The organism is Brevibacillus sp. SKDU10, from assembly GCF_001645205.1.
In the GTDB taxonomy this organism is placed as follows: domain Bacteria; phylum Bacillota; class Bacilli; order Brevibacillales; family Brevibacillaceae; genus Brevibacillus_B; species Brevibacillus_B halotolerans.
The window spans coordinates 10,058-31,591 of record NZ_LSSO01000144.1; the positions used below are offsets into that span (position 1 = coordinate 10,058).

Consider the following 21,534-nt stretch of genomic DNA (forward strand, 5'->3'; position numbering starts at 1 on the left):
GATTTAGATATGTTTAGCAGAAGTAATGTGCAAAATTTGTATCGCTTATCTCCTATGCAAAAAGGAATCTTATTTCATTCCTTAAAAGATAAAGAAAATCATGCCTATTTTGATCAACTGATCTTTACTTTGGAAGGTAAGGTAGAGCTTGACTATTTGGAAGAAGCCTTTAACCAATTAATCAAAAAGCATGATATTTTACGAACTGTTTTTCGCTATAAAAAAGTAAAAGAACCTGTACAAATGGTATTAAAGGAAAGAAGCTCCGCTATTTATTTTGAAGATATTTCTCATCTTGAGCAAGAAGAAAAAGCGAATTACATCAAGCAGTTTAAAATGAGGGATCGGGAGAAGGGGTTTGACCTCTCCCGGGACCTTCTCATCCGAATGTCATTATTTAAGCTTGATCAGGAGCAGTATCAGTTAATAATGAGTAATCACCATATCATTATGGATGGTTGGTGCCTTGGAATTATACTTAATGATTTCTTGCGTATGTATAAAGGAAACGTGAATCATACCCCTGTTCCATTCGAGCATGTGACACCTTACAGTAAGCATATTCAATGGCTGGAAAAACAGGATCATCAGGAAGCAAAGGCTTTTTATCAACAGCTATTAGAGGGATACGACAAAGTAACAGGTGTTCCACAGCAATTAGTACGGGCGAATCACGAAGAATATACTCACGGACAATGCATCGTGAAATTAAATCAAGAAACAGCCGACCGATTGATTGCTATAGCCAAAGCCTACCAGATTACAGTCAATACCGTTTTCCAAACGATTTGGGGGATATTATTACAAAAATATAATAATACGGATGACGTAGTATTTGGATCAGTTGTCTCGGGTAGACCGGCAGAGATTCCTGATGTTGAAAAAATTGTTGGGCTATTTATCAATACAATTCCTGTGCGAATCAAAGCTGATCAACAAGAGCGATTTGACACGCTAGTAGCCAAAGTACAGGAAATGGCCTTGGCTTCAGAATCATATGATTATCTTTCGTTGGCAGATATTCACCCGGAAGCTGGCGATTTTATCAATCATATTATTGCGTTTGAAAATTTTTATATCGATATGGACAGCTTTAATCAGCTTGCAGATAAAAAAGAGCTTGGATTCTCGCTCGCATTCGCCACAGATCATCACGAGCAAACCAATTATGATCTAAGTGTGCAGGCGCAGATTGGTGATGAATCTTCCATTAAAATTTTATATAATTCCAAGCTTTATACATCGGAATACATAGCAAATGTAATTGAACATTTTGTTACTGTCGCTGACATAGTGGCTGCTAATCCTAGCATCCCTGTAAAGGAAATCGATATTTTAACAAAAGATAAAAAAGATCAGATCCTCTATGATTTTAACAATACCTATGCAGATTATCCAAGAGAGAAGACCATCCATCAGCTATTTGAAGAACAAGTAGATAAAAATCCGAATCAGATCGCACTTGTGTTTAAAGAAGAGAAGCTGACTTACGGTGAGGTAAATGCGAAAGCAAATCAGTTGGCATACGTGTTAAGAAAGCAAGGTGTGCAGCCTAATGATGTAATCGGCATAATCACCGAACGCTCCCCAGAAATGATCATAGGCATTTTGGCGATTTTTAAGGCAGGCGGAGCTTATATGCCTATTGATCCTGCTTATCCGGCTGAACGCATTCAATATATGCTACAGGATAATCAAACGAAGCTATTATTGGTGCAAAAGCAAGAAATGATACCAGCCAATTATCAAGGAGAGGCATTGTTCTTAACCCAAGAGAGCTGGATGCATGAGGAAACATCTAATCTGGCTCATATTACTCAAGCACAGGCGTTAGCATATGTGATGTATACCTCTGGTTCTACAGGAGAGCCTAAGGGCATTTTAACAACACATCAAAATATTATGAAGACAGTCATTCATAACGGTTATGTCGAGATTACGCCGGGAGATTGCTTGTCGCAGCTCTCCAATTATGCCTTTGACGGCTCTACCTTTGAAATCTATGGGGCATTATTGCATGGAGCTACATTACTTTTAGTAACAAAAGAGGCTGTACTCAATATGAATGAGCTGGCACGTCTTATCAAGAAGGAGCAAGTGACGGTTTCCTTCATGACGACTGCTCTGTTTAATACACTGGTGGATTTGGACATTACATGCTTTCAATCGGTACGAAAGGTGTTGTTCGGAGGAGAGCTTGCTTCGGTCAAGCATGTCCTAAAAGCCCTTGATTATTTAGGCGAGCATCGGATTATCAATGTGTATGGACCAACGGAAACTACCGTGTTTGCTACCTATTACTCTGTAGATCACTCCATGCTGACGAGGGCATCTGTTCCTATCGGAAGACCGATTAATAACACGAAAGCGTACATTTTAAATACAGATGGACAGCCTCAGCCAATAGGAGTAGTCGGTGAGCTATGCATTGGCGGCGAGGGGGTAGCATGTGGTTATCTTAACCGTCCAGAGCTAACGATGAAACATTTTGTGGATAATCCGTTTGTCTTGGGTGAGCGAATGTACCGTACCGGAGATTTAGCCCGCTTTTTACCAGACGGCAACATCGAATACATTGGGCGGATGGATGAACAGGTAAAGATTCGTGGCCATCGGATTGAGCTGGGCGAAATTGAAAAGGTTCTTTTACAGCACCCAGCTATCAGCGAGACAGTGCTTCTGGCAAAACGAGATGAGCAAGGTCATTCCTACCTGTGTGCTTATGTAGTAGGTCAGGCATTTTGGACTGTTACAGAGCTGCGTCAACACTTGATGGAATCCTTGCCAGAATACATGGTGCCTTCCTACTTTATCGAGATTGAGAAACTGCCGCTTACGGCAAACGGGAAGGTAGATAAGCGAGCGTTGCCTGAACCAGACAGAAAAATGGGCAGTGCTTACGTTGCTCCAGAGAACGAAACAGAAGAGAAGCTGGTTCAATTTTTTCAAGAGATTTTGGGTGTTGAGCGAGTTGGCACGCAGGATACATTTTTCGAGCTTGGCGGTCACTCCCTTAAGGCAATGATGCTCGTTCTACAGATTCATAAAGAGATGGGAATTGAGGTCCCGTTAAAGGAGATATTTACACGTCCTACCATTAAAGAATTAGCGGCGTATATTCATAAGATGGATCGCTCTGCCTACAGCATGATTGAGCCAACCGCCAAACAAGAGTATTATCCAGTCTCCTTTGCCCAAAGACGAATGTTTGTGGTGCAGCAAATTAGAGATACGAATACAACAAGCTACAATATGCCGATTTTGCTAGAAATAGAAGGTGCTCTTGATAGAGAAAATGTGAGACAAACACTGAAGAAATTGATAGAGCGTCATGAATCAATGAGAACGTCGTTCCATATGATTGAAGAGACCTTGATGCAAAAGGTGCATGATGATGTGGCATGGGAAATGGAGGAGATGGAAGCGTCCGAGGAAGAGGTTTATGCATTGACAAAATCCTTCATTCGTCCTTTTGATCTCGGTCAAGCTCCATTGTTTAGAGCAGGATTAATTCGTGTTAATTCGAAGCGTCATTTGCTGCTGCTAGATACGCATCACATTATCTCAGATGGTGTATCTACCAACATACTCTTTCAAGATTTTACGCAATTATATCGTGGACGAGAGCTGCCTGCCCTGCGAATTCAATACAAGGATTTCGCCGTCTGGCAACAAGGAGAGTCTCAACTTGCTCGTCTGCAAGAACAAGAGGAATACTGGCTGAAACAATTTTCAGAGAGTGTGCCTGTACTAGAGCTTCCTACTGATTTTCCGCGTCCAGCCATGCAGCAGTTTGATGGTGACGTATTGGACTTTGAATTAAATCAGCAAGTATGGCGGGAATTACAACAGCTCATTGTTAAAGAGGGCTGCACGGCTTACATGCTATTGCTGGCGGCTTATCATGTCTTGCTTTCCAAGTATTCATCGCAAAACGATATTGTGATAGGTTCTCCGATAGCAGGGCGGACAAATGCTGATTTGCAATCGATTGTTGGGATGTTTGTTAACACCCTGGCTATCCGCACCAAATCAGAGGAAACTCAGACATTCCGCGAGTTTCTGTCTACGATCAAACAACTGGTTCTTCAAGCTCAATCCAATGCAGATTATCCATTTGAAGAGCTGGTTGATAAGGTTAATCCAAGTCGCGATCTAAGTCGCCATCCTTTATTTGACACAATCTTTGTCATGCAAAACATGGACATAACAGAGGTTACGATACAAGATCTTTCAATCGTAACGAAAGACATGGAATGGAAGCATTCAAAATTTGATCTCACATGGGCGGCTATCGAGAAAGAATCCTTACATTTTTCAGTTGAATATAGTATCCGTTTATTTAAGAAAGAAACAATCGAGCGGATGGCGAAGCATTTTGCCCATTTGCTAAATCAAGTGGCGGAAAATCCTGACTTGAAACTTACAGATATGGAACTGGCAACGGATGCAGAAGTGTACCAACTTTTGGAGGAGTTTAATAATACAGAAGCTGATTATCCGTATGATAAAACGATCCACCAGCAGTTTGAGCAGATGGTAGAGGAAAACCCTGATCAGATAGCGTTGTTATTTAAAGATAGGGAAATTACTTACGGACAGTTGAATGCAAAAGCAAATCAATTTGCTCGTGTATTAAGAAAGCATGGGGTGCAGCCGGATCAAGCGGTTGGATTAATCACTGATCGTTCCATTGAAATGATGATAGGAATTTTGGCAATCTTAAAAGCTGGCGGAGCCTATTTGCCAATTGATCCTTCTTATCCATTAGAACGGATTACCTACATGCTGGAGGATAGTCAGGCACAGCTTTTGATTGTGCAGGAAGCCGCTATGATTCCAGAGGGGTATCAGGGCGAAGTATTGCTTCTGGCAGAAGAGTGCTGGATGCAGGAGGAAGCGTCCAACTTAGAGTTGATTAATGATGCCCAGGATTTGGCGTATGTGATGTATACCTCAGGTTCTACAGGTAAACCAAAGGGCAATCTGACGACTCACCAAAACATTTTGAAAACCATCATCAACAATGGCTATATCGAGATTGCACCAGCAGACCGCCTATTACAGCTATCTAACTATGCCTTTGATGGTTCCACCTTTGATATCTACAGCGCGCTATTAAATGGGGCGACTCTTGTACTAGTGCCAAAAGAGGTCATGCTAAACCCAATGGAGCTGGTGGAGATCATCCTTACGCAGGATATTACGGTTTCGTTTATGACTACGTCCCTATTCAATACCTTGGTAGAGCTTGATGTGACTAGTATGAAATCCATACGCAAGGTTGTATTTGGTGGGGAAAAGGCTTCATACAAGCATGTAGAAAAGGCCTTGGATTATCTCGGAGAAGGTCGTTTGGTAAACGGATACGGTCCTACAGAAACAACCGTTTTCGCTACCACATACACGGTGGATTCCAGCATCAAGGAAACAGGAATTGTACCGATTGGACGTCCACTAAACAATACGAGTGTCTATATTTTGAATGAGAATAATCAACCGCAGCCGATTGGAGTACCAGGGGAATTGTGCGTTGGCGGAGCAGGAATTGCACGTGGTTATCTAAACCGTCCAGAGCTCACAGCAGAGCGCTTTGTGGATAACCCGTTTCTTGTCGGAGATAGAATGTATCGGACGGGAGACATGGCTAGATTCTTACCAGATGGCAACATTGAGTACATCGGACGAATGGATGAACAGGTGAAGATTCGCGGACATCGAATTGAACTGGGCGAAATTGAAAAAAATCTCCTGGAGTACCCTGCTATCAGTGAAGCGGTACTTGTCGCAAAACGTGATGAACAAGGTCATTCCTATCTGTGCGCTTATGTCGTAAGCACGGATCAGTGGACGGTGGCTGAGGTACGTCAACACTTAATGGAGGCTCTGCCAGAGTACATGGTACCATCCTATTTCGTTGAGCTTGAAAAGCTGCCTCTTACTTCAAATGGCAAGGTAGACAAGCGTGCATTGCCTGAACCAGACCGAGTGATTACCAATGAATATGTTGCGGCAGTCAATGAGACAGAGGAGAAGCTAGTTCAGTTTTTCCAAGAGATCTTAGCTGTAGAACGAGTGGGAACGCAGAATACATTCTTTGAATTGGGTGGTCATTCCCTAAAAGCAATGATGCTGGTTTCAAGAATACACAAGGAATTAGAAATAGAAGTTCCGTTAAAAGAAGTATTCGCCAGACAAACCGTTAAAGAATTAGCAGCCTATATCAGACAGGCTGAACAGTCGGATTACAGCGAAATCCAACCGGCCATGGAGCAAGAATACTACCCAGTATCTAATGCGCAGCGACGGATGTATGTGGTTCAACAAATGAGAGATGTGGAAACAACAGGCTACAATATGCCGTTCTATTTAGAAATGGAGGGTGCTCTTGAGGTAGAAAAGCTATCTCTAGCTTTGAAACAACTAATTGAGCGTCATGAGTCATTGCGAACCTCCTTCCATATGGTTGATGATGAGTTGATGCAAAAGGTACATGCAGAAGTCGCATGGGAGATGGAAATGATTCATGCCGTAGAGGAAGAGGTTCAACAGCTTGCCGATTCCTTTATGCGTCCTTTCGATCTTGCCAAGGCGCCGTTATTCCGTGCGGGACTCATTCAAATCAATCCGAAGCGACATTTATTGATGCTGGATATGCATCATATCATCTCAGATGGGGTATCGATGAATGTATTGTTCCAGGATATAACGCAGTTGTATCAAGGGATAGAGCTGAGTCCTCTCAAGATTCAATACAAGGATTTTGCGGTGTGGCAACAGGCAATGGCTCAGGTTGTCCGTTTTCAGGAGCAGGAAAGGTATTGGTTAAACCAATTTTCTGGTGACCTGCCAATTTTGGAAATGATAACTGATTATCCACGTCCAGCCATACAGCAGTTTGACGGAGATTCCTGGTCATTTGAAATTGATGCCAAAGTATTGGACAGCATAAAGCAATTATCAGCTAAGCAAGGAACCACGTTGTATATGACTCTTTTGGCGATTTATCAAATCCTGTTGGCTAAGTATACCCGTCAAGATGACATCATTGTCGGAACTCCGATTGCAGGAAGACCGCATGCAGACACAGAGAGCATTGTGGGGATGTTTGTCAATACACTAGCCTTGCGCGGTCAGCCAAAAGAAGAGCAATCTTTCATCTCCTATTTATCAGAAGTGAAAGAAAACGTACTGCAAGCCTATGCCAATGCTGATTATCCATTTGAAGAGTTGGTAGAGAAGCTGCATTTACAAAGAGATATGAGTCGTCATCCATTGTTTGATACGATGTTTGTTTTACAAAACATGGATATGTCCGATATCAATATTTCTGGTCTAAAGCTTCATTCGCGTGATTTAAACTGGAAAAATGCAAAATTTGATATGACCTGGATGATAGCCGAACAAAATAATCTATTGATTTCGGTTGAGTACAGCACCAGCCTGTTTAAACATGAAACCATTCAAAGGCTGGAAAAGCATTTCACTTATTTAGTAGAACAAGTGGCTAAGCATCCGGATTGCTTACTCAGAGATTTAGAACTCACAACAGACGAAGAAAAACAGCAAATACTGACGGTATTTAACGACACTGCTACTGATGATTTACAGGATTTATCCATTTGTCATCTATTCGAACAGCAAGTACAGCGTTTTCCAGATCGGCCGGCGCTTGTGTTTGGAGAACAGCAGCTCACATATAGTGAGTTCCATGCAAAAGTAAATCAATTAGCTCGGGTACTCAGAAAGAAAGGTGTGCAGCCTGATCAAGCAGTTGGATTAATCACTGATCGTTCCATTGAGATGATGATAGGGATTTTCGCCATCCTAAAAGCAGGCGGAGCTTATATGCCAATTGATCCTTCCTATCCAATCGATCGGATCGAGCACATGCTAGAGGACAGCCGGACTAAGTTGTTATTGGTGCAAAAAACGGAAATGATCCCTACTAGCTATCAGGGGGAGGTATTACTCCTAGCGGAAGAGTTCTGGATGCATGAAGATTCGTCGAATTTGGAGCTGATCAATAAATCACAGGATTTAGCGTATGTCATGTATACCTCAGGCTCTACTGGTAAACCAAAGGGCAACCTGACGACTCACCAAAACATTATGACCACCATCATCAACAATGGCTATATCGAGATTGCGCCAACAGACCGCCTATTACAGCTATCTAACTACGCCTTTGATGGTTCCACCTTCGATATCTACAACGCGCTATTAAATGGAGCCACTCTTGTACTGGTGTCAAAAGAGGTCATGCTAAATCCAATGGAGCTGGCGAAGATCGTCCGCGAGCAGGATATTACGGTTTCGTTTATGACTACGTCCTTGTTCCATACTTTAGTGGAGCTTGACGTGACTAGCATGAAATCCATGCGCAAGGTTGTATTTGGCGGGGAAAAGGCTTCATACAAGCATGTAGAAAAGGCACTGGATTATCTCGGAGAAGGGCGTTTGGTAAATGGATACGGCCCTACAGAAACAACCGTTTTCGCTACCACATACACGGTGGATTCTAGCATCAAGGAAACGGGAATCGTACCGATTGGCCGTCCGTTAAACAATACGAGTGTCTATGTCTTAAATGAGAATAATCAGCTTCAGCCGATTGGAGTACCAGGGGAATTGTGCGTTGGCGGAGCAGGAATTGCACGTGGCTATTTAAACCGTCCAGAGCTGACAGCAGAGCGCTTTGTGGAAAATCCTTTCGTGTCAGGAGATAGAATGTATCGTACCGGTGATTTAGCACGTTGGTTGCCGGATGGAAGCATTGAGTATTTAGGACGGATGGATGAGCAGGTTAAGGTACGCGGCTACCGAATTGAGCTGGGTGAAATAGAGACAAGATTATTGGAGCATCCTGCTATAAGCGCAGCGGTTTTACTAGCAAAGCAAGATGAGCAAGGGCATTCGTACCTATGTGCTTACATCGTTGCAAATGGGGTATGGACGGTTGCGGAATTACGTAAGCATCTAAGCGAGGCTTTGCCAGAATACATGGTGCCTACTTATTTTGTGGAATTAGAGCAGATACCGTTCACTTCTAATGGAAAGGTGAACAAACGCGCTTTACCAGAGCCAGAAGGACAAATTACTAGTGTATATGTGGCGCCAGAAACGGAGACAGAAGCAAAAGTAGCAGAGTTATTCCAAGAGATTTTGGGTGTCGAGAGAGTTGGTACACAGGACATGTTCTTTGAGCTGGGGGGTCATTCGCTAAAAGCAATGATGCTAGTTTTACGAATGAATAAAGAACTGGGCATCGAGGTGCCTTTGAAAGAGGTATTCGCACATCCTACTGTCAAGGAATTGGCAGCAACGATCGACCTTCTTGATCGATCAGGCCACTCCGAGATTGAGCCTGCTCCAAGGCAGGAGTTCTATCCTGTATCCTCCGCGCAGAGACGGATGTACGTGGTGCAGCATTTAGGAAATGTCCAAACAACCAGCTACAATATGCCGCTTTTCCTTGAAGTGGAGGGAGCTTTAGAAATTGATAAGCTTCATCTAGCACTTGAGAAATTGGTCGAAAGACACGAGTCGCTGCGAACCTCATTTCATATGATTGACGAAGAGTTGATGCAACAGGTGCATGAAGAGGTGGCATGGGATTTAGAGATAATGGATGGAACGGAAGGAGACCTTGCAAGCATCACAGCAGGCTTTATACGCCCGTTTGATCTCAGCCAAGCCCCATTGTTCCGTGCAGGCATAGTGCGGATTAGCCCTGAGAGATTCCTTTTCATGCTAGATATGCACCATATCATCTCAGACGGAGTTTCTACCAATGTATTGTTCCAGGATATAACACAGCTCTATCAAGGAAAGGATCTCCCTCCTCTTACGATACAGTACAAAGACTACGCTGTGTGGCAGCAAACTGAAGCTCAAGTGGCCCGCTTACAAGATCAGGAAAGCTACTGGTTACATCAATTTGCTGGGGAAGCTCCAGTCTTGGAAATGCCGACAGATTTCCCGCGTCCTGCAGTCCAGCAGTTCGAAGGGGATGTATGGACCTTTGAGATTGATGCTGACATTCTCAGCCAGTTGAAAAAATTATCAGTAAGTCAGGGTTCTACTTTATACATGACTTTATTGGCGGCTTATCAGGTGTTGCTGGCTAAGTATACCGGTCAAGATGATATTGTTGTCGGTTCACCAATTGCCGGACGGGCTCATGCAGATGTAGAAAGCATCGTCGGAATGTTCGTCAACACGCTCGCTTTACGTGGACAGCCTGTAGGAGAGCAGACTTTTATTGCCTATCTGGCACAAGTTAAGGAACAGGTTTTACAAGCTTATGCCAATGCAGAGTATCCATTTGAGAAATTGGTTGAGAAGCTCGATCTGCAAAGAGATATGAGTCGCCATCCACTCTTCGATACGATGTTTACTTTGCAAAACATGGAGATGTCTGATATTGATTTGGCAGGCTTGACCTTCAAGCCATTTGATTTTGAATGGAAAAATGCCAAGTTTGACATGGATTGGACAATGCTTGAGGAAGAAACACTCAAGGTAGCTATTGAATACAGTACAGGCCTGTATACAAAAGAAACCATTAGCAGAATGGCTCAGCATTTCACCTATGTTTTACAACAAATTATTGAGCATCCAGGCATTCGTTTGGCTGAAATCAAAATTGCTACTCTGCCAGAGAGTGAACAGATTTTAACGCAATTTAATGATACTAGGGCCAATTACCCTGATAACCAAACCATTCATAGCCTATTCGAGCAACAAGTGGAGTGTACGCCAGAACAGATAGCTGTTGTCTATCAGGATCAATCCATCACGTATCGCGAGCTTAATGAACGTGCAAATAGATTGGCACGTTGCTTGATCGACAAAGGGATACAGAGAAATCAATTTGTTGCAATCATGGCGGATCGTTCTATAGAAACCGTTATTGGAATGATGGGAATTCTCAAAGCAGGAGGAGCTTATGTTCCAATTGATCCTGATTACCCTCTAGATCGAAAGCTGTATATTCTTGAAGACAGTCATGCATCACTATTATTGTTCCAGCAAAAGCATGAGGTCCCATCAGAATTCACAGGTGATCGGATATTGATTGAGCAGATGCAGTGGTACCAAGCGGCTGATACGAATGTGGGGATCGACAATACAGCTCAAGATTTGGCGTATATGATCTATACCTCAGGTTCTACAGGTCAACCAAAAGGGGTAATGATTGATCATCAAGCAGTATGTAACCTATGCTTAATGGCCCAAACCTATGGAATCTTTGCGAATAGTCGCGTTCTGCAGTTTGCCTCCTTTAGCTTTGACGCTTCTGTAGGAGAGGTTTTCCATACCCTTACAAATGGAGCCACTCTCTACCTGATGGATCGCAACCTGCTTATGGATGGCGTTGAATTTGTTGAATGGTTACGAGTAAACGAGATAACTTCCATTCCGTTTATCTCGCCTTCTGCATTGCGTGCATTGCCGTATGAGGATTTACCAGCATTGAAATATATCAGTACAGGTGGGGAAGCATTACCTGTAGATTTAGTCAGATTATGGGGAACTGATCGAATATTCTTAAATGCCTATGGTCCGACTGAAACAACAGTAGATGCAACGATTGGCTTATGTACGCCAGAGGATAAGCCGCATATTGGTAAGCCTGTGTTGAATAAAAAAGCCTACATTATTAATCCGGATTATCAACTTCAGCCAATTGGGGTACCGGGTGAGCTATGCATCGGTGGAGTAGGGATTGCTCCTGGATATTGGAACCGCCCTGAATTAACTAGAGAGAAATTTGTGGATAATCCATTTGCCCCAGGCGAAAGAATGTATAAGACGGGGGATTTAGTACGTTGGCTTCCGGATGGAAATATTGAGTTTTTAGGGCGAATTGATGATCAGGTGAAAATTCGTGGACATCGAATTGAATTGGGTGAAATTGAGACGAGACTTCTTGAACATGAGCAGGTAGTAGAGGCGGTTGTGCTGGCTCGTGAAGATGAACAAGGTCAAGCTTATCTGTGTGCTTATCTGGTAGCAGCAGAGGAATGGACGGTAGCAGAACTGCGCAAACATCTAGGAAAAACACTACCCGATTATATGATTCCTGCTTATTTTATCGAGCTTGAGGAGTTTCCGTTGACACCAAGCGGGAAGGTGAATAAAAAGGCTTTGCCAGAGCCTGATGGACAAATACAAACGGGAGTGGAGTACGTAGAGGCTACTACCGAAAGCCAGAAGATCCTTGTTGAGATTTGGCAAGAGGTGTTACGCGTTGAGCGGATCGGTATTTACGATAACTTCTTTGAGCTGGGCGGTGACTCCATCAAGGCAATTCAAATCACAGCAAGATTGCGTCGCCACCACCGCAAGCTGGAAATCAGCCATCTGTTTAAGCACCCAACGATTGCAGAGCTTGCTCCATGGATGCAAACCAGTCAGGCATTAATTGAACAAGGAACTGTTGAAGGCGAAGTTATGCTTACGCCAATTCAAAAAGCATTCTTTGAAGAAAATCAGGAACAGCCGCATCATTTTAATCAGGATTCGTTACTGTACAGCTCGAAAGGCTGGAACCAAGATGCGATCGAGAAGGTATTTGAAAAACTAACGGAGCATCACGATGCCCTGCGCATGGTGTATCCGCATACCGAGGGCAAGGTGACTCAGATCAACAGGGGACTTGAGGACAAGGCGTTCACATTGCAGGTGTTCGACTTTACCCAGGAACCAACTGATACGCAGGCAACGAAAATCGAGCAAATCGCTGATCAATTGCAAGCGAGCTTTGATTTAGAAAAGGGGCCTCTGGTGCGACTTGGCTTATTTACCACCGAGGCTGGGGATTATTTGCTGATCGTGATCCATCACCTGGTGATTGACGGCGTCTCTTGGCGTATTTTGCTTGAGGATTTTCATGCTGCTTATCAGCAAGTTATTCAAGATCAAGCAATTGCACTTCCTGAAAAAACGACCTCCTTTAAAACATGGAGTGAGCGCTTGAATGAATATGCAAATAGTCATGCTCTTTTACACGAGATTCCATATTGGAAGCAGATGGAAGAAGTATCTATCGTTCCTCTTCCTAAAAAAGGAAATGATGACGGTAGATACTATGTGAAGGATAGCGAATATGTCACGATGAGTCTATCAGAAGAAGAAACCCAAAATCTTCTTACTCGTGTACATCGAGCTTATCGCACGGAGATTAATGATCTGTTGCTTGCTGCATTAGGATTAACCAATAAGGAATGGACAAAAGAGAATCGAGTGGCTATCCACTTAGAAGGTCATGGGCGTGAGGAAATAGGGGAAGAGGTGGACGTGAACCGCACTGTTGGATGGTTTACCTCGCTGTTCCCAGTCGTTATTGATGTAGAAAATGACGAATTGCCTCTCATCATTAAATCGGTAAAAGAAACCCTGCGCCGAGTTCCTAATAAGGGCATAGGCTACGGCATACTCAAGCATCTGACAAGCGATGCGAACAAACAGGATATTACCTTCTCTCTTCGCCCGGAGATCAGCTTTAACTATCTGGGGGTATTTGATCAACAAGAGGAGGAGAGCGAATCTGCTGGAATTCCTACTGGTCAGCCGATCAGCCCGCTATATTATGACACTCACCTGTTGGAGTTTAATGGAGCGGTCTCGAATAACCAGTTGCATGTAAATTGCCGATTTGCTCCTGCAGCCGTTGATCGAGCGATTGTTGAAATCCTGATGGAGCGCTTCAAGCACAATTTACTTCTCATTACTCAGCATTGCTTGGAAAAGGATACTGTAGAATTTACGCCTACTGATTTTACAGAAAAGGAATTAAGCCAAGAACAGCTAGACGATCTATTAGATGATTTATTTGAAGACATAGATGATCTGTAATCGCAATGAGACAGGTGGTGCCATACATCGTGCAAAAAAAAGACAAGATCAAAGATATCTATTCACTTTCTCCGTTACAAAAGGGTATGCTATTTCATTCTATGAAAGACCCGCAAAGCGATGCCTATTTCGAGCAGGTTACCCTTTTGCTGGAGGGGGTTGTAAACCCAACCTATTTGGCTGAAAGTATTCAGGGACTCGTACAAAAATACGACATGTTCCGAAGTGTGTTCCGCTATAAAAAAGTAGACCCTGTTCAGGTTGTGCTTAGTGAACGCAAAATAGATTTACAGATTGAGGACCTTACTCAAATCAATGAAGAAGAGCAACGGAAATTCATCGAGGAATATAGAAAAAAAGACCGGGAAAGAGGCTTTGATCTTTCCCGGGATATCCTGCTACGTTTTACATTGTTTCAAACAGCCGCCAATCGGTATGAATTACTGTGGAGTCATCATCATATCCTGATGGATGGCTGGTGCACGGGTATCGTTTTTCAGGATTTATTTCAAATGTACCAACGTCGCTTGTCAGGACAAGCCTTGCTTCCGGAGGTGGCCCCTCAATATAGCGAATATATACGTTGGTTAAAGAAACAAGATGACCAACAAGCATTGGCATTTTGGAAAGAGTATCTACAGGGATTTGAAAACCTTACGGGTATCCCGCGTCTAAGGTCTGGCAATCATCCCTACAAGCAAGAGGAATTCATTTTCTCCTTGGGAGAGGAAGCTACACAAAAACTAACGCAAACGGCTCAAAAGTATCAGGTAACCTTAAATACAGTTGTGCAAACAATTTGGGGAGCGTTATTGCAAAAATACAATAACACGAATGACGCGGCTTACGGTGTGGTTGTCTCCGGACGACCCGCCGAGGTGCCCAATGTTGAACAAATGGTGGGGTTATTCAGTAATACGATTCCAATCCGTATTAAAAAGGAAGCGGGAAAAACGTTTGGGGAAGTGCTGAAAAACGTACAGCAAACAGCGCTGGAGGCAGAAAAATACGGATATCTTTCTTTAGCCGATATTCAGGCGAGCGCAGCTTATACGCATCAATTGCTTGATCATATTTTAGCGTTTGAAAATTTCCCGATGGATCAAGAAACATTCAATCAGGAAAACGTACTCGGATTTGCTGTGAAGGATGCCCACACGTTTGAACAGACGCACTATGATCTGACCGTGCTAGTCATTCCTGGCAAGGAATTAATCTTTAAGTTTATGTATAACGAAAGTGTTTATTCAAAAGAGTATCTCAATCTTTTAGAGCTGAATATGAAAAAGCTGGTTTCTTTGGTTATTGCGCAGCAAGATATCTTTGACCCAGCTACCGAGTTTGTATCCGATCTGGAAAAGGATAAGCTTTTAACCATTTTTAATCGTACTGATGCAAAGTATCCAAGAGAGAAAACGATTCATGAGCTGTTTCAAGAGCAGGTTGACAAGAACCCTGATCAAGTGGCACTCGTATTTGGCGAGGCTCAACTAACATACGGCGAGCTGAACGAAAAGGCGAATCAAATGGCCCGTGGTTTACGCAAACAAGGGATTTTACCTGATCAGGTGATAGGGTTACTTACGGATCGTTCCTTAGAAATGATCACAGCCATTCTAGCCATCTTTAAAGCTGGTGGCGCTTATATGCCTATCGATCCATCTTATCCGAGTGAACGCATTCAATACATGCTAGCGGATAGTCGCACCCATTTGTTATTGGTGCAAAAAGCTGAAATGATCCCAGCCAATTATCAGGGTGAGGTACTGCTGTTAACAGAAGATAGCTGGATGGATGAGAATACAGACAATTTAGATTTGGTCAACCAAGCACAAGACCTGGCCTATGTCATGTACACCTCAGGTTCAACAGGTAAACCAAAGGGGAATCTGACAACACATCAAAATATCGTCAAGACCATCATTAACAATGGCTACATAGAGATTACGCCCAATGATCGTCTTCTACAGTTGTCCAACTACGCGTTTGATGGCTCTACCTTTGATATATACAGCGCACTGTTAAACGGAGCTTCCCTTGTTTTAGTACCAACGCATGTACTGATGAATCCGACTGATTTGGCATCGGTCATTCAAGACCAGCATATTACCGTTTCCTTTATGACAACATCTCTGTTTAACACTCTGGTTGAGTTGGATGTGACAAGTCTCAAACACATGCGCAAGGTGGTGTTTGGAGGAGAAAAAGCTTCGATCAAGCACGTAGAAAAAGCGCTGGATTACTTGGGAGATGGACGTTTGGTCAACGGGTATGGACCAACAGAAACTACTGTTTTTGCCACTACCTATACGGTGGACCATACGATCAAGGAGACGGGGATTATGCCGATAGGTCGCCCGTTGAACAATACGAAGGTCTTTATTTTGGGAGCAGACAATCAATTACAGCCGATAGGTGCATTAGGCGAGCTATGTGTGAGCGGAGAAGGGCTTGCCCGCGGGTACCTCAATCTTCCAGAGCTGACTGCTGATCGTTTTGTTGAGAATCCTTTTGTGCAGGGAGAGAGAATGTATCGCACAGGGGATTTAGCTCGTTGGTTACCGGATGGAAGCATTGAGTACGTAGGCAGAATAGATGAACAAGTTAAGATTCGGGGACATCGGATCGAATTAGGTGAAATTGAAGCTAGATTACTTGAGCATCCTGCTATTAGCGAGACTGTTTTGCTGGCGAAGCAGGATGAGCAGGGGCATTCCTTCTTATGTGCCTATCTGGTGACAAATGGTGCTTGGTCAGTCGCAGAGCTTCGCAAGCATATTAAAGAAACATTGCCGGATTCTATGGTGCCATCTTATTTTATCGAGATAGAAAAAATGCCGCTAACTTCCAATGGCAAGGCAGACAAGCGTGCATTGCCAGAGCCAGATGTTCAACAAGTAAGCTCCTATATGGCTCCTGAGACGGAAACAGAGGAAAAGCTGGTTCAATTATTCCAAGAAATCCTAAGTGTTGAACAAGTCGGTACACAGGATAATTTCTTCGAGCTGGGCGGTCATTCCTTAAAAGCAATGATGCTGGTTTCACGTATGCACAAGGAATTAGATATAGAAGTGCCGCTCAAGGACGTGTTTGCTCGACCTACAGTTAAAGAATTGGCCGCATTTCTTACAAACACAGAAGTATCGGATTATATAGCGATTGAACCGGTCGCAAAGCAGGAATTTTATCCGGTTTCTTCCGCACAGCGCCGAATGTACGTAGTGGAGCAAATCGGCAGCAGTAATACAACCAGCTACAATATGCCTTTTTTGCTTGAAATAGGAGGAGCTCTCGATGTAGTAGGGTTACAAAAAGCATTAAAGAAACTGGTCATGAGACATGAATCGTTAAGAACATCCTTTCACATGGTTGATGAGGTATTAATGCAAAAGGTTCATCCTGAAGTGGATTGGGATTTAATGGTCATGGAAGCAAAAGACGAGGATCTTCAGCAAATCATTGATGGTTTTATACAGCCGTTTGATTTAAGTGACGCTTCTTTATTTAGAGCGGGACTCGTACGAATTGAAGCTGATCGACATCTGCTGATGCTTGATATGCACCATATTATTTCAGATGGGGTATCAACTAACGTATTATTCCAAGACCTGATGCAAATCTATCAGGGCAAGGAGCTCCCTTCCCTTAGAATTCAATACAAGGATTATGCTGTTTGGCAGCAGACAGAAGCCCAGATTAATCGTTTACGTGAACAGGAGCAGTATTGGCTCAACCAATTTTCGGGAGAGTTACCTGTACTGGAAATGCCTGCCGATTACACCCGTCCATCCATTCAGCAGTCAGAAGGGGATATATGGTCATTTGAAATTAGTGCTGAGATCATAAACAAATTAAAAAAACTATCTTCTTCGCAGGGTACAACCTTGTATATGACATTGCTGGCCGCCTACCAAGTATTATTGTCAAAATATACGGGGCAAGAGGACGTTATTGTGGGTTCTCCTATTGCCGGCCGACCTCATGCGGATGTAGAAAAGATTGTTGGTATGTTCGTTAACACGTTAGCCTTCAGAGGGCAGCCAAAATCAACTCAAACCTTTAGTGCATATCTGTCCGAGGTTAAAGAGCAAGTATTGCAAGCATATGACAATGCAGAATATCCGTTTGAGGAGTTACTAGAAAAGCTTGATTTAGAAAGAGATTTAAGTCGTCATCCACTGTTTGATACGATGTTTGCTTTGCAGAATATGGAAATGGCTGAAATCAATATCATGGATCTTTCCTTTCAGCCGCGGGATTTAAAATGGAAAAATGCAAAATTCGATCTGACGTGGATGATGGCCGAAGCGGAAAATTTGTATGTCACCATTGAGTATAGTACTTCCCTCTTTAAGCCAGAAACAATTGAGCGATTAGGGAAACGTTTCACCCATTTACTAAAACAGATCGGGGATGCTCCGGAACGTTTGATTGCTGACTTAGAATTAGCGACGGAGGATGAAAAACATCAGATTTTATCGGTATTTAATTTGACTCAATCAGATTACCCAGCAAATAAAACAGTTCATCAGCTCTTTGAGGAGCAAGTGAAAAATATGCCTGATCAAAAGGCAGTCGTATTTGGCGAAGAACAAGTAACATACAAAGAATTAAACGCCAAAGCTAACCATCTGGCTACTCTCTTAAAACAAAAAGGCATAACAAACGAACAGCTTGTGGCTGTTATGATTGAGCCTTCCGTCGAGTTTTTTGTAGGCATTCTAGCTGTTCTGAAAGCAGGAGGGGCTTATCTGCCAATTGACCCTACTTATCCGGAGGAACGAATTGCCTATATTTTGGAGGATAGTCAATCGAAGGTTCTGCTAGTGAGGGGTCATGAACAGGTACAGATACAATTTACTGGGGAAATCTTGGCAATTGATAGCAAGAAGTTGTCTACCGAAGAGCTGGAAGACCTACCTGTGAATAACAAAGTAACCGATCTGGCTTATGTCATTTATACATCTGGTTCCACTGGACAACCAAAAGGCGTCATGGTGGAGCATGGATCGTTGATGAATCTTTCAGCTTGGCACGTTCAATATTTTGGCATCACAAAAGATGATCGAAGCACCAAATACGCAGGGGTTGGATTTGATGCATCTGTATGGGAGGTCTTCCCTTACTTAATAGCTGGTGCAACGATTTACGTTATCGATCAAGAAACAAGATATGATGTAGAAAAACTGAATCAGTACGTAACAGATCAAGGAATTACGATCAGCTTTTTACCAACGCAATTTGCTGAACAGTTTATGCAGACAGATCATGCGGATCATTCTGCCCTGCGCTGGTTGCTTATCGGCGGTGATAAAGCCCAGCAAGCCGTTCAGCAGAAGAAGTATCAGATTGTTAATAACTATGGGCCTACTGAGAACACGGTTGTAACAACAAGCTATATAGTGAGTCCTGAGGATAAAAAAATCCCGATAGGCCGTCCAATTGCTAATAATCAGGTATTTATCCTGAATAAAGAGAATCAATTACAGCCAGTAGGGATTCCAGGTGAACTATGCGTTAGCGGCGACAGCCTAGCACGCGGCTATCTGCATCGTCCAGAGTTAACGAATGAGCGATTTGTAGCTAATCCGTTTGTCCCGGGCGAACGCATGTATAAAACCGGAGATATCGCCCGCTGGTTACCAGATGGAAATATTGAGTATCTAGGTAGATTGGATGATCAAATTAAGATCAGAGGATACCGGGTTGAACTAGGTGAGATCGAATCGGCTATTTTGGAGCATGAAGCAATTCAGGAGACAGTAGTGCTCGCAAGACAAGACGATCAGAATCAGACATATCTATGTGCTTATGTTGTACCGAAAAAGTCGTGTGATATGGCCGAGCTTCGTCAATATCTAGGCAGAAAGCTGCCTCATTTTATGATTCCGGCCTTCTTTACGGAAATCACGGAGTTCCCAATTACATCGAATGGGAAAGTGGATAAAAAAGCACTTCCGCTACCAGATTTGTCCAAGCAATCAGAGACTGATTATGTTGCCCCAACCACCACATTAGAAGAAACTCTGGCGGAACTATGGAAAGAAGTGCTAGGAGTCTCCCAAGTGGGAATCCATGATAACTTCTTTAAACTGGGTGGGGATTCGATCAAGGCTATTCAGATCGCAGCCAGATTAAATACGAAGCAATTAAAATTGGAAGTTAAGGATTTATTCCAGGCACAAACGATTGCTCAGGTCATCCCATACATCAAAACCAAGGACAGTAAAGCGGAGCAAGGAATTGTTCAAGGCAAGGTAGAGCTAACACCTATACAGGAATGGTTTTTCCAGCAAACCTTCGATATTCCACATCATTGGAATCAGTCCATGATGTTTTATCGGAAGGAAGGATGGGATCAGCATGTTGTACAACGGGTGTTCCAAAAAATTGTAGAACACCATGATGCCTTGCGAATGGCCTATCAGCAGGAAAATGGTAAAACGATTCAGATCAATCGCGGAATGGAAGGAAAGCTGTCTGAGCTAAGCGTTTTTGACTTTAGACAACAGGCGAATGTGCCAGAGCTGATCGAACAAGCAGCTAATCGTCTACAATCCGCAATGAATTTACAGGACGGTCCATTGGTTCAACTGGGACTCTTTCAGACATCTGAGGGGGATCATCTTTTGATAGCAATTCATCACTTAGTAGTCGATGCCGTTTCATGGCGAATCATTACCGAGGATTTCATGAATGGCTATCAACAAGATTTACAGGGAGAGCCGATTGCATTTACGAGCAAAACAGACTCCTACCAAAAGTGGGCCAAGAGCCTGCTAGAGTACGCTAATAGTGAAGAAATTCAATCAGAGCTGAAATACTGGCAAAGCATTATTGCAAAAGAGATACCTGCCTTGCCAAGAGATTCGAAAGCAGGCGCCCCTTATCTACTCAAGGATATACAAGAGGTCGCTATCCAATTGACAAAAGAGCAAACGAATCAATTATTAACGGATGCCCATAACGCCTACAACACACAGATTAACGATCTGTTGTTGACGGCACTGGCTCTAGCCATTCAGGAATGGGCACAAACCAATCTAATCGCAATTACACTAGAAGGCCACGGACGCGAGGATATTGGGGTGGATATTGACATTAACCGTACAGTTGGTTGGTTTACGTCTATGTATCCAGTGGTATTTGATTTGCAGAAGCAAGGTATTTCAAATGCGGTTAAGCAAGTAAAAGAAGAACTGCGACAGATACCTAATAAAGGGATTGGCTATGGAGTTGTTAGATACCTATCGAGTCAAGGAAGAACAGAGCTGGATCCAAGCTCCCATGCGATAAATCCAGAGATTAGTTTCAATTACCTTGGGCAAATGGATCAATCTGGACAGGAAGAGGAGTATCAATTGTCCCCATTGTCTTCCGGTCAACAGATTAGTCAGATGAATCAAGGCTTGTTCCCGATAAATGTGAGTGGAATTGTAGTGGAAAATCAGTTGTCCATTCAAATATCTTATGATAGCCAAGCTTATCATGATTCTACTATGGAAAAGCTGATTCAACGTTATCAATATCACTTGTTGGAGATTATTAATCATTGTGTTCAGCAGAAAGAAACAGAATTGACCCCGAGTGATTTTTCCACCAAAGAGCTTTCGATGGAGGATTTAGAATCAGTATTTGAGTTACTAGATGAATAAACTTTGGTTATGTCAT

The 21,534-nt window shown here is 43.0% G+C and carries 2 protein-coding genes; both read left to right on the forward strand.

Annotation, left to right across the window (positions count from 1 at the left end; translation table 11 throughout):
* Nucleotides 1–9: 9 nt before the first annotated feature.
* Nucleotides 10–13,863, forward strand: coding sequence for a non-ribosomal peptide synthetase (locus AYJ08_RS09720; RefSeq protein WP_064017556.1), 13,854 nt, complete (start codon nucleotides 10–12; stop codon nucleotides 13,861–13,863).
* Nucleotides 13,864–13,892: 29 nt separating this feature from the next.
* Nucleotides 13,893–21,518: a non-ribosomal peptide synthetase gene (locus AYJ08_RS09725; protein ID WP_082890913.1), complete on the forward strand. Its 7,626-nt coding sequence runs from the start codon at nucleotides 13,893–13,895 to the stop codon at nucleotides 21,516–21,518.
* Nucleotides 21,519–21,534: the final 16 nt, after the last annotated feature.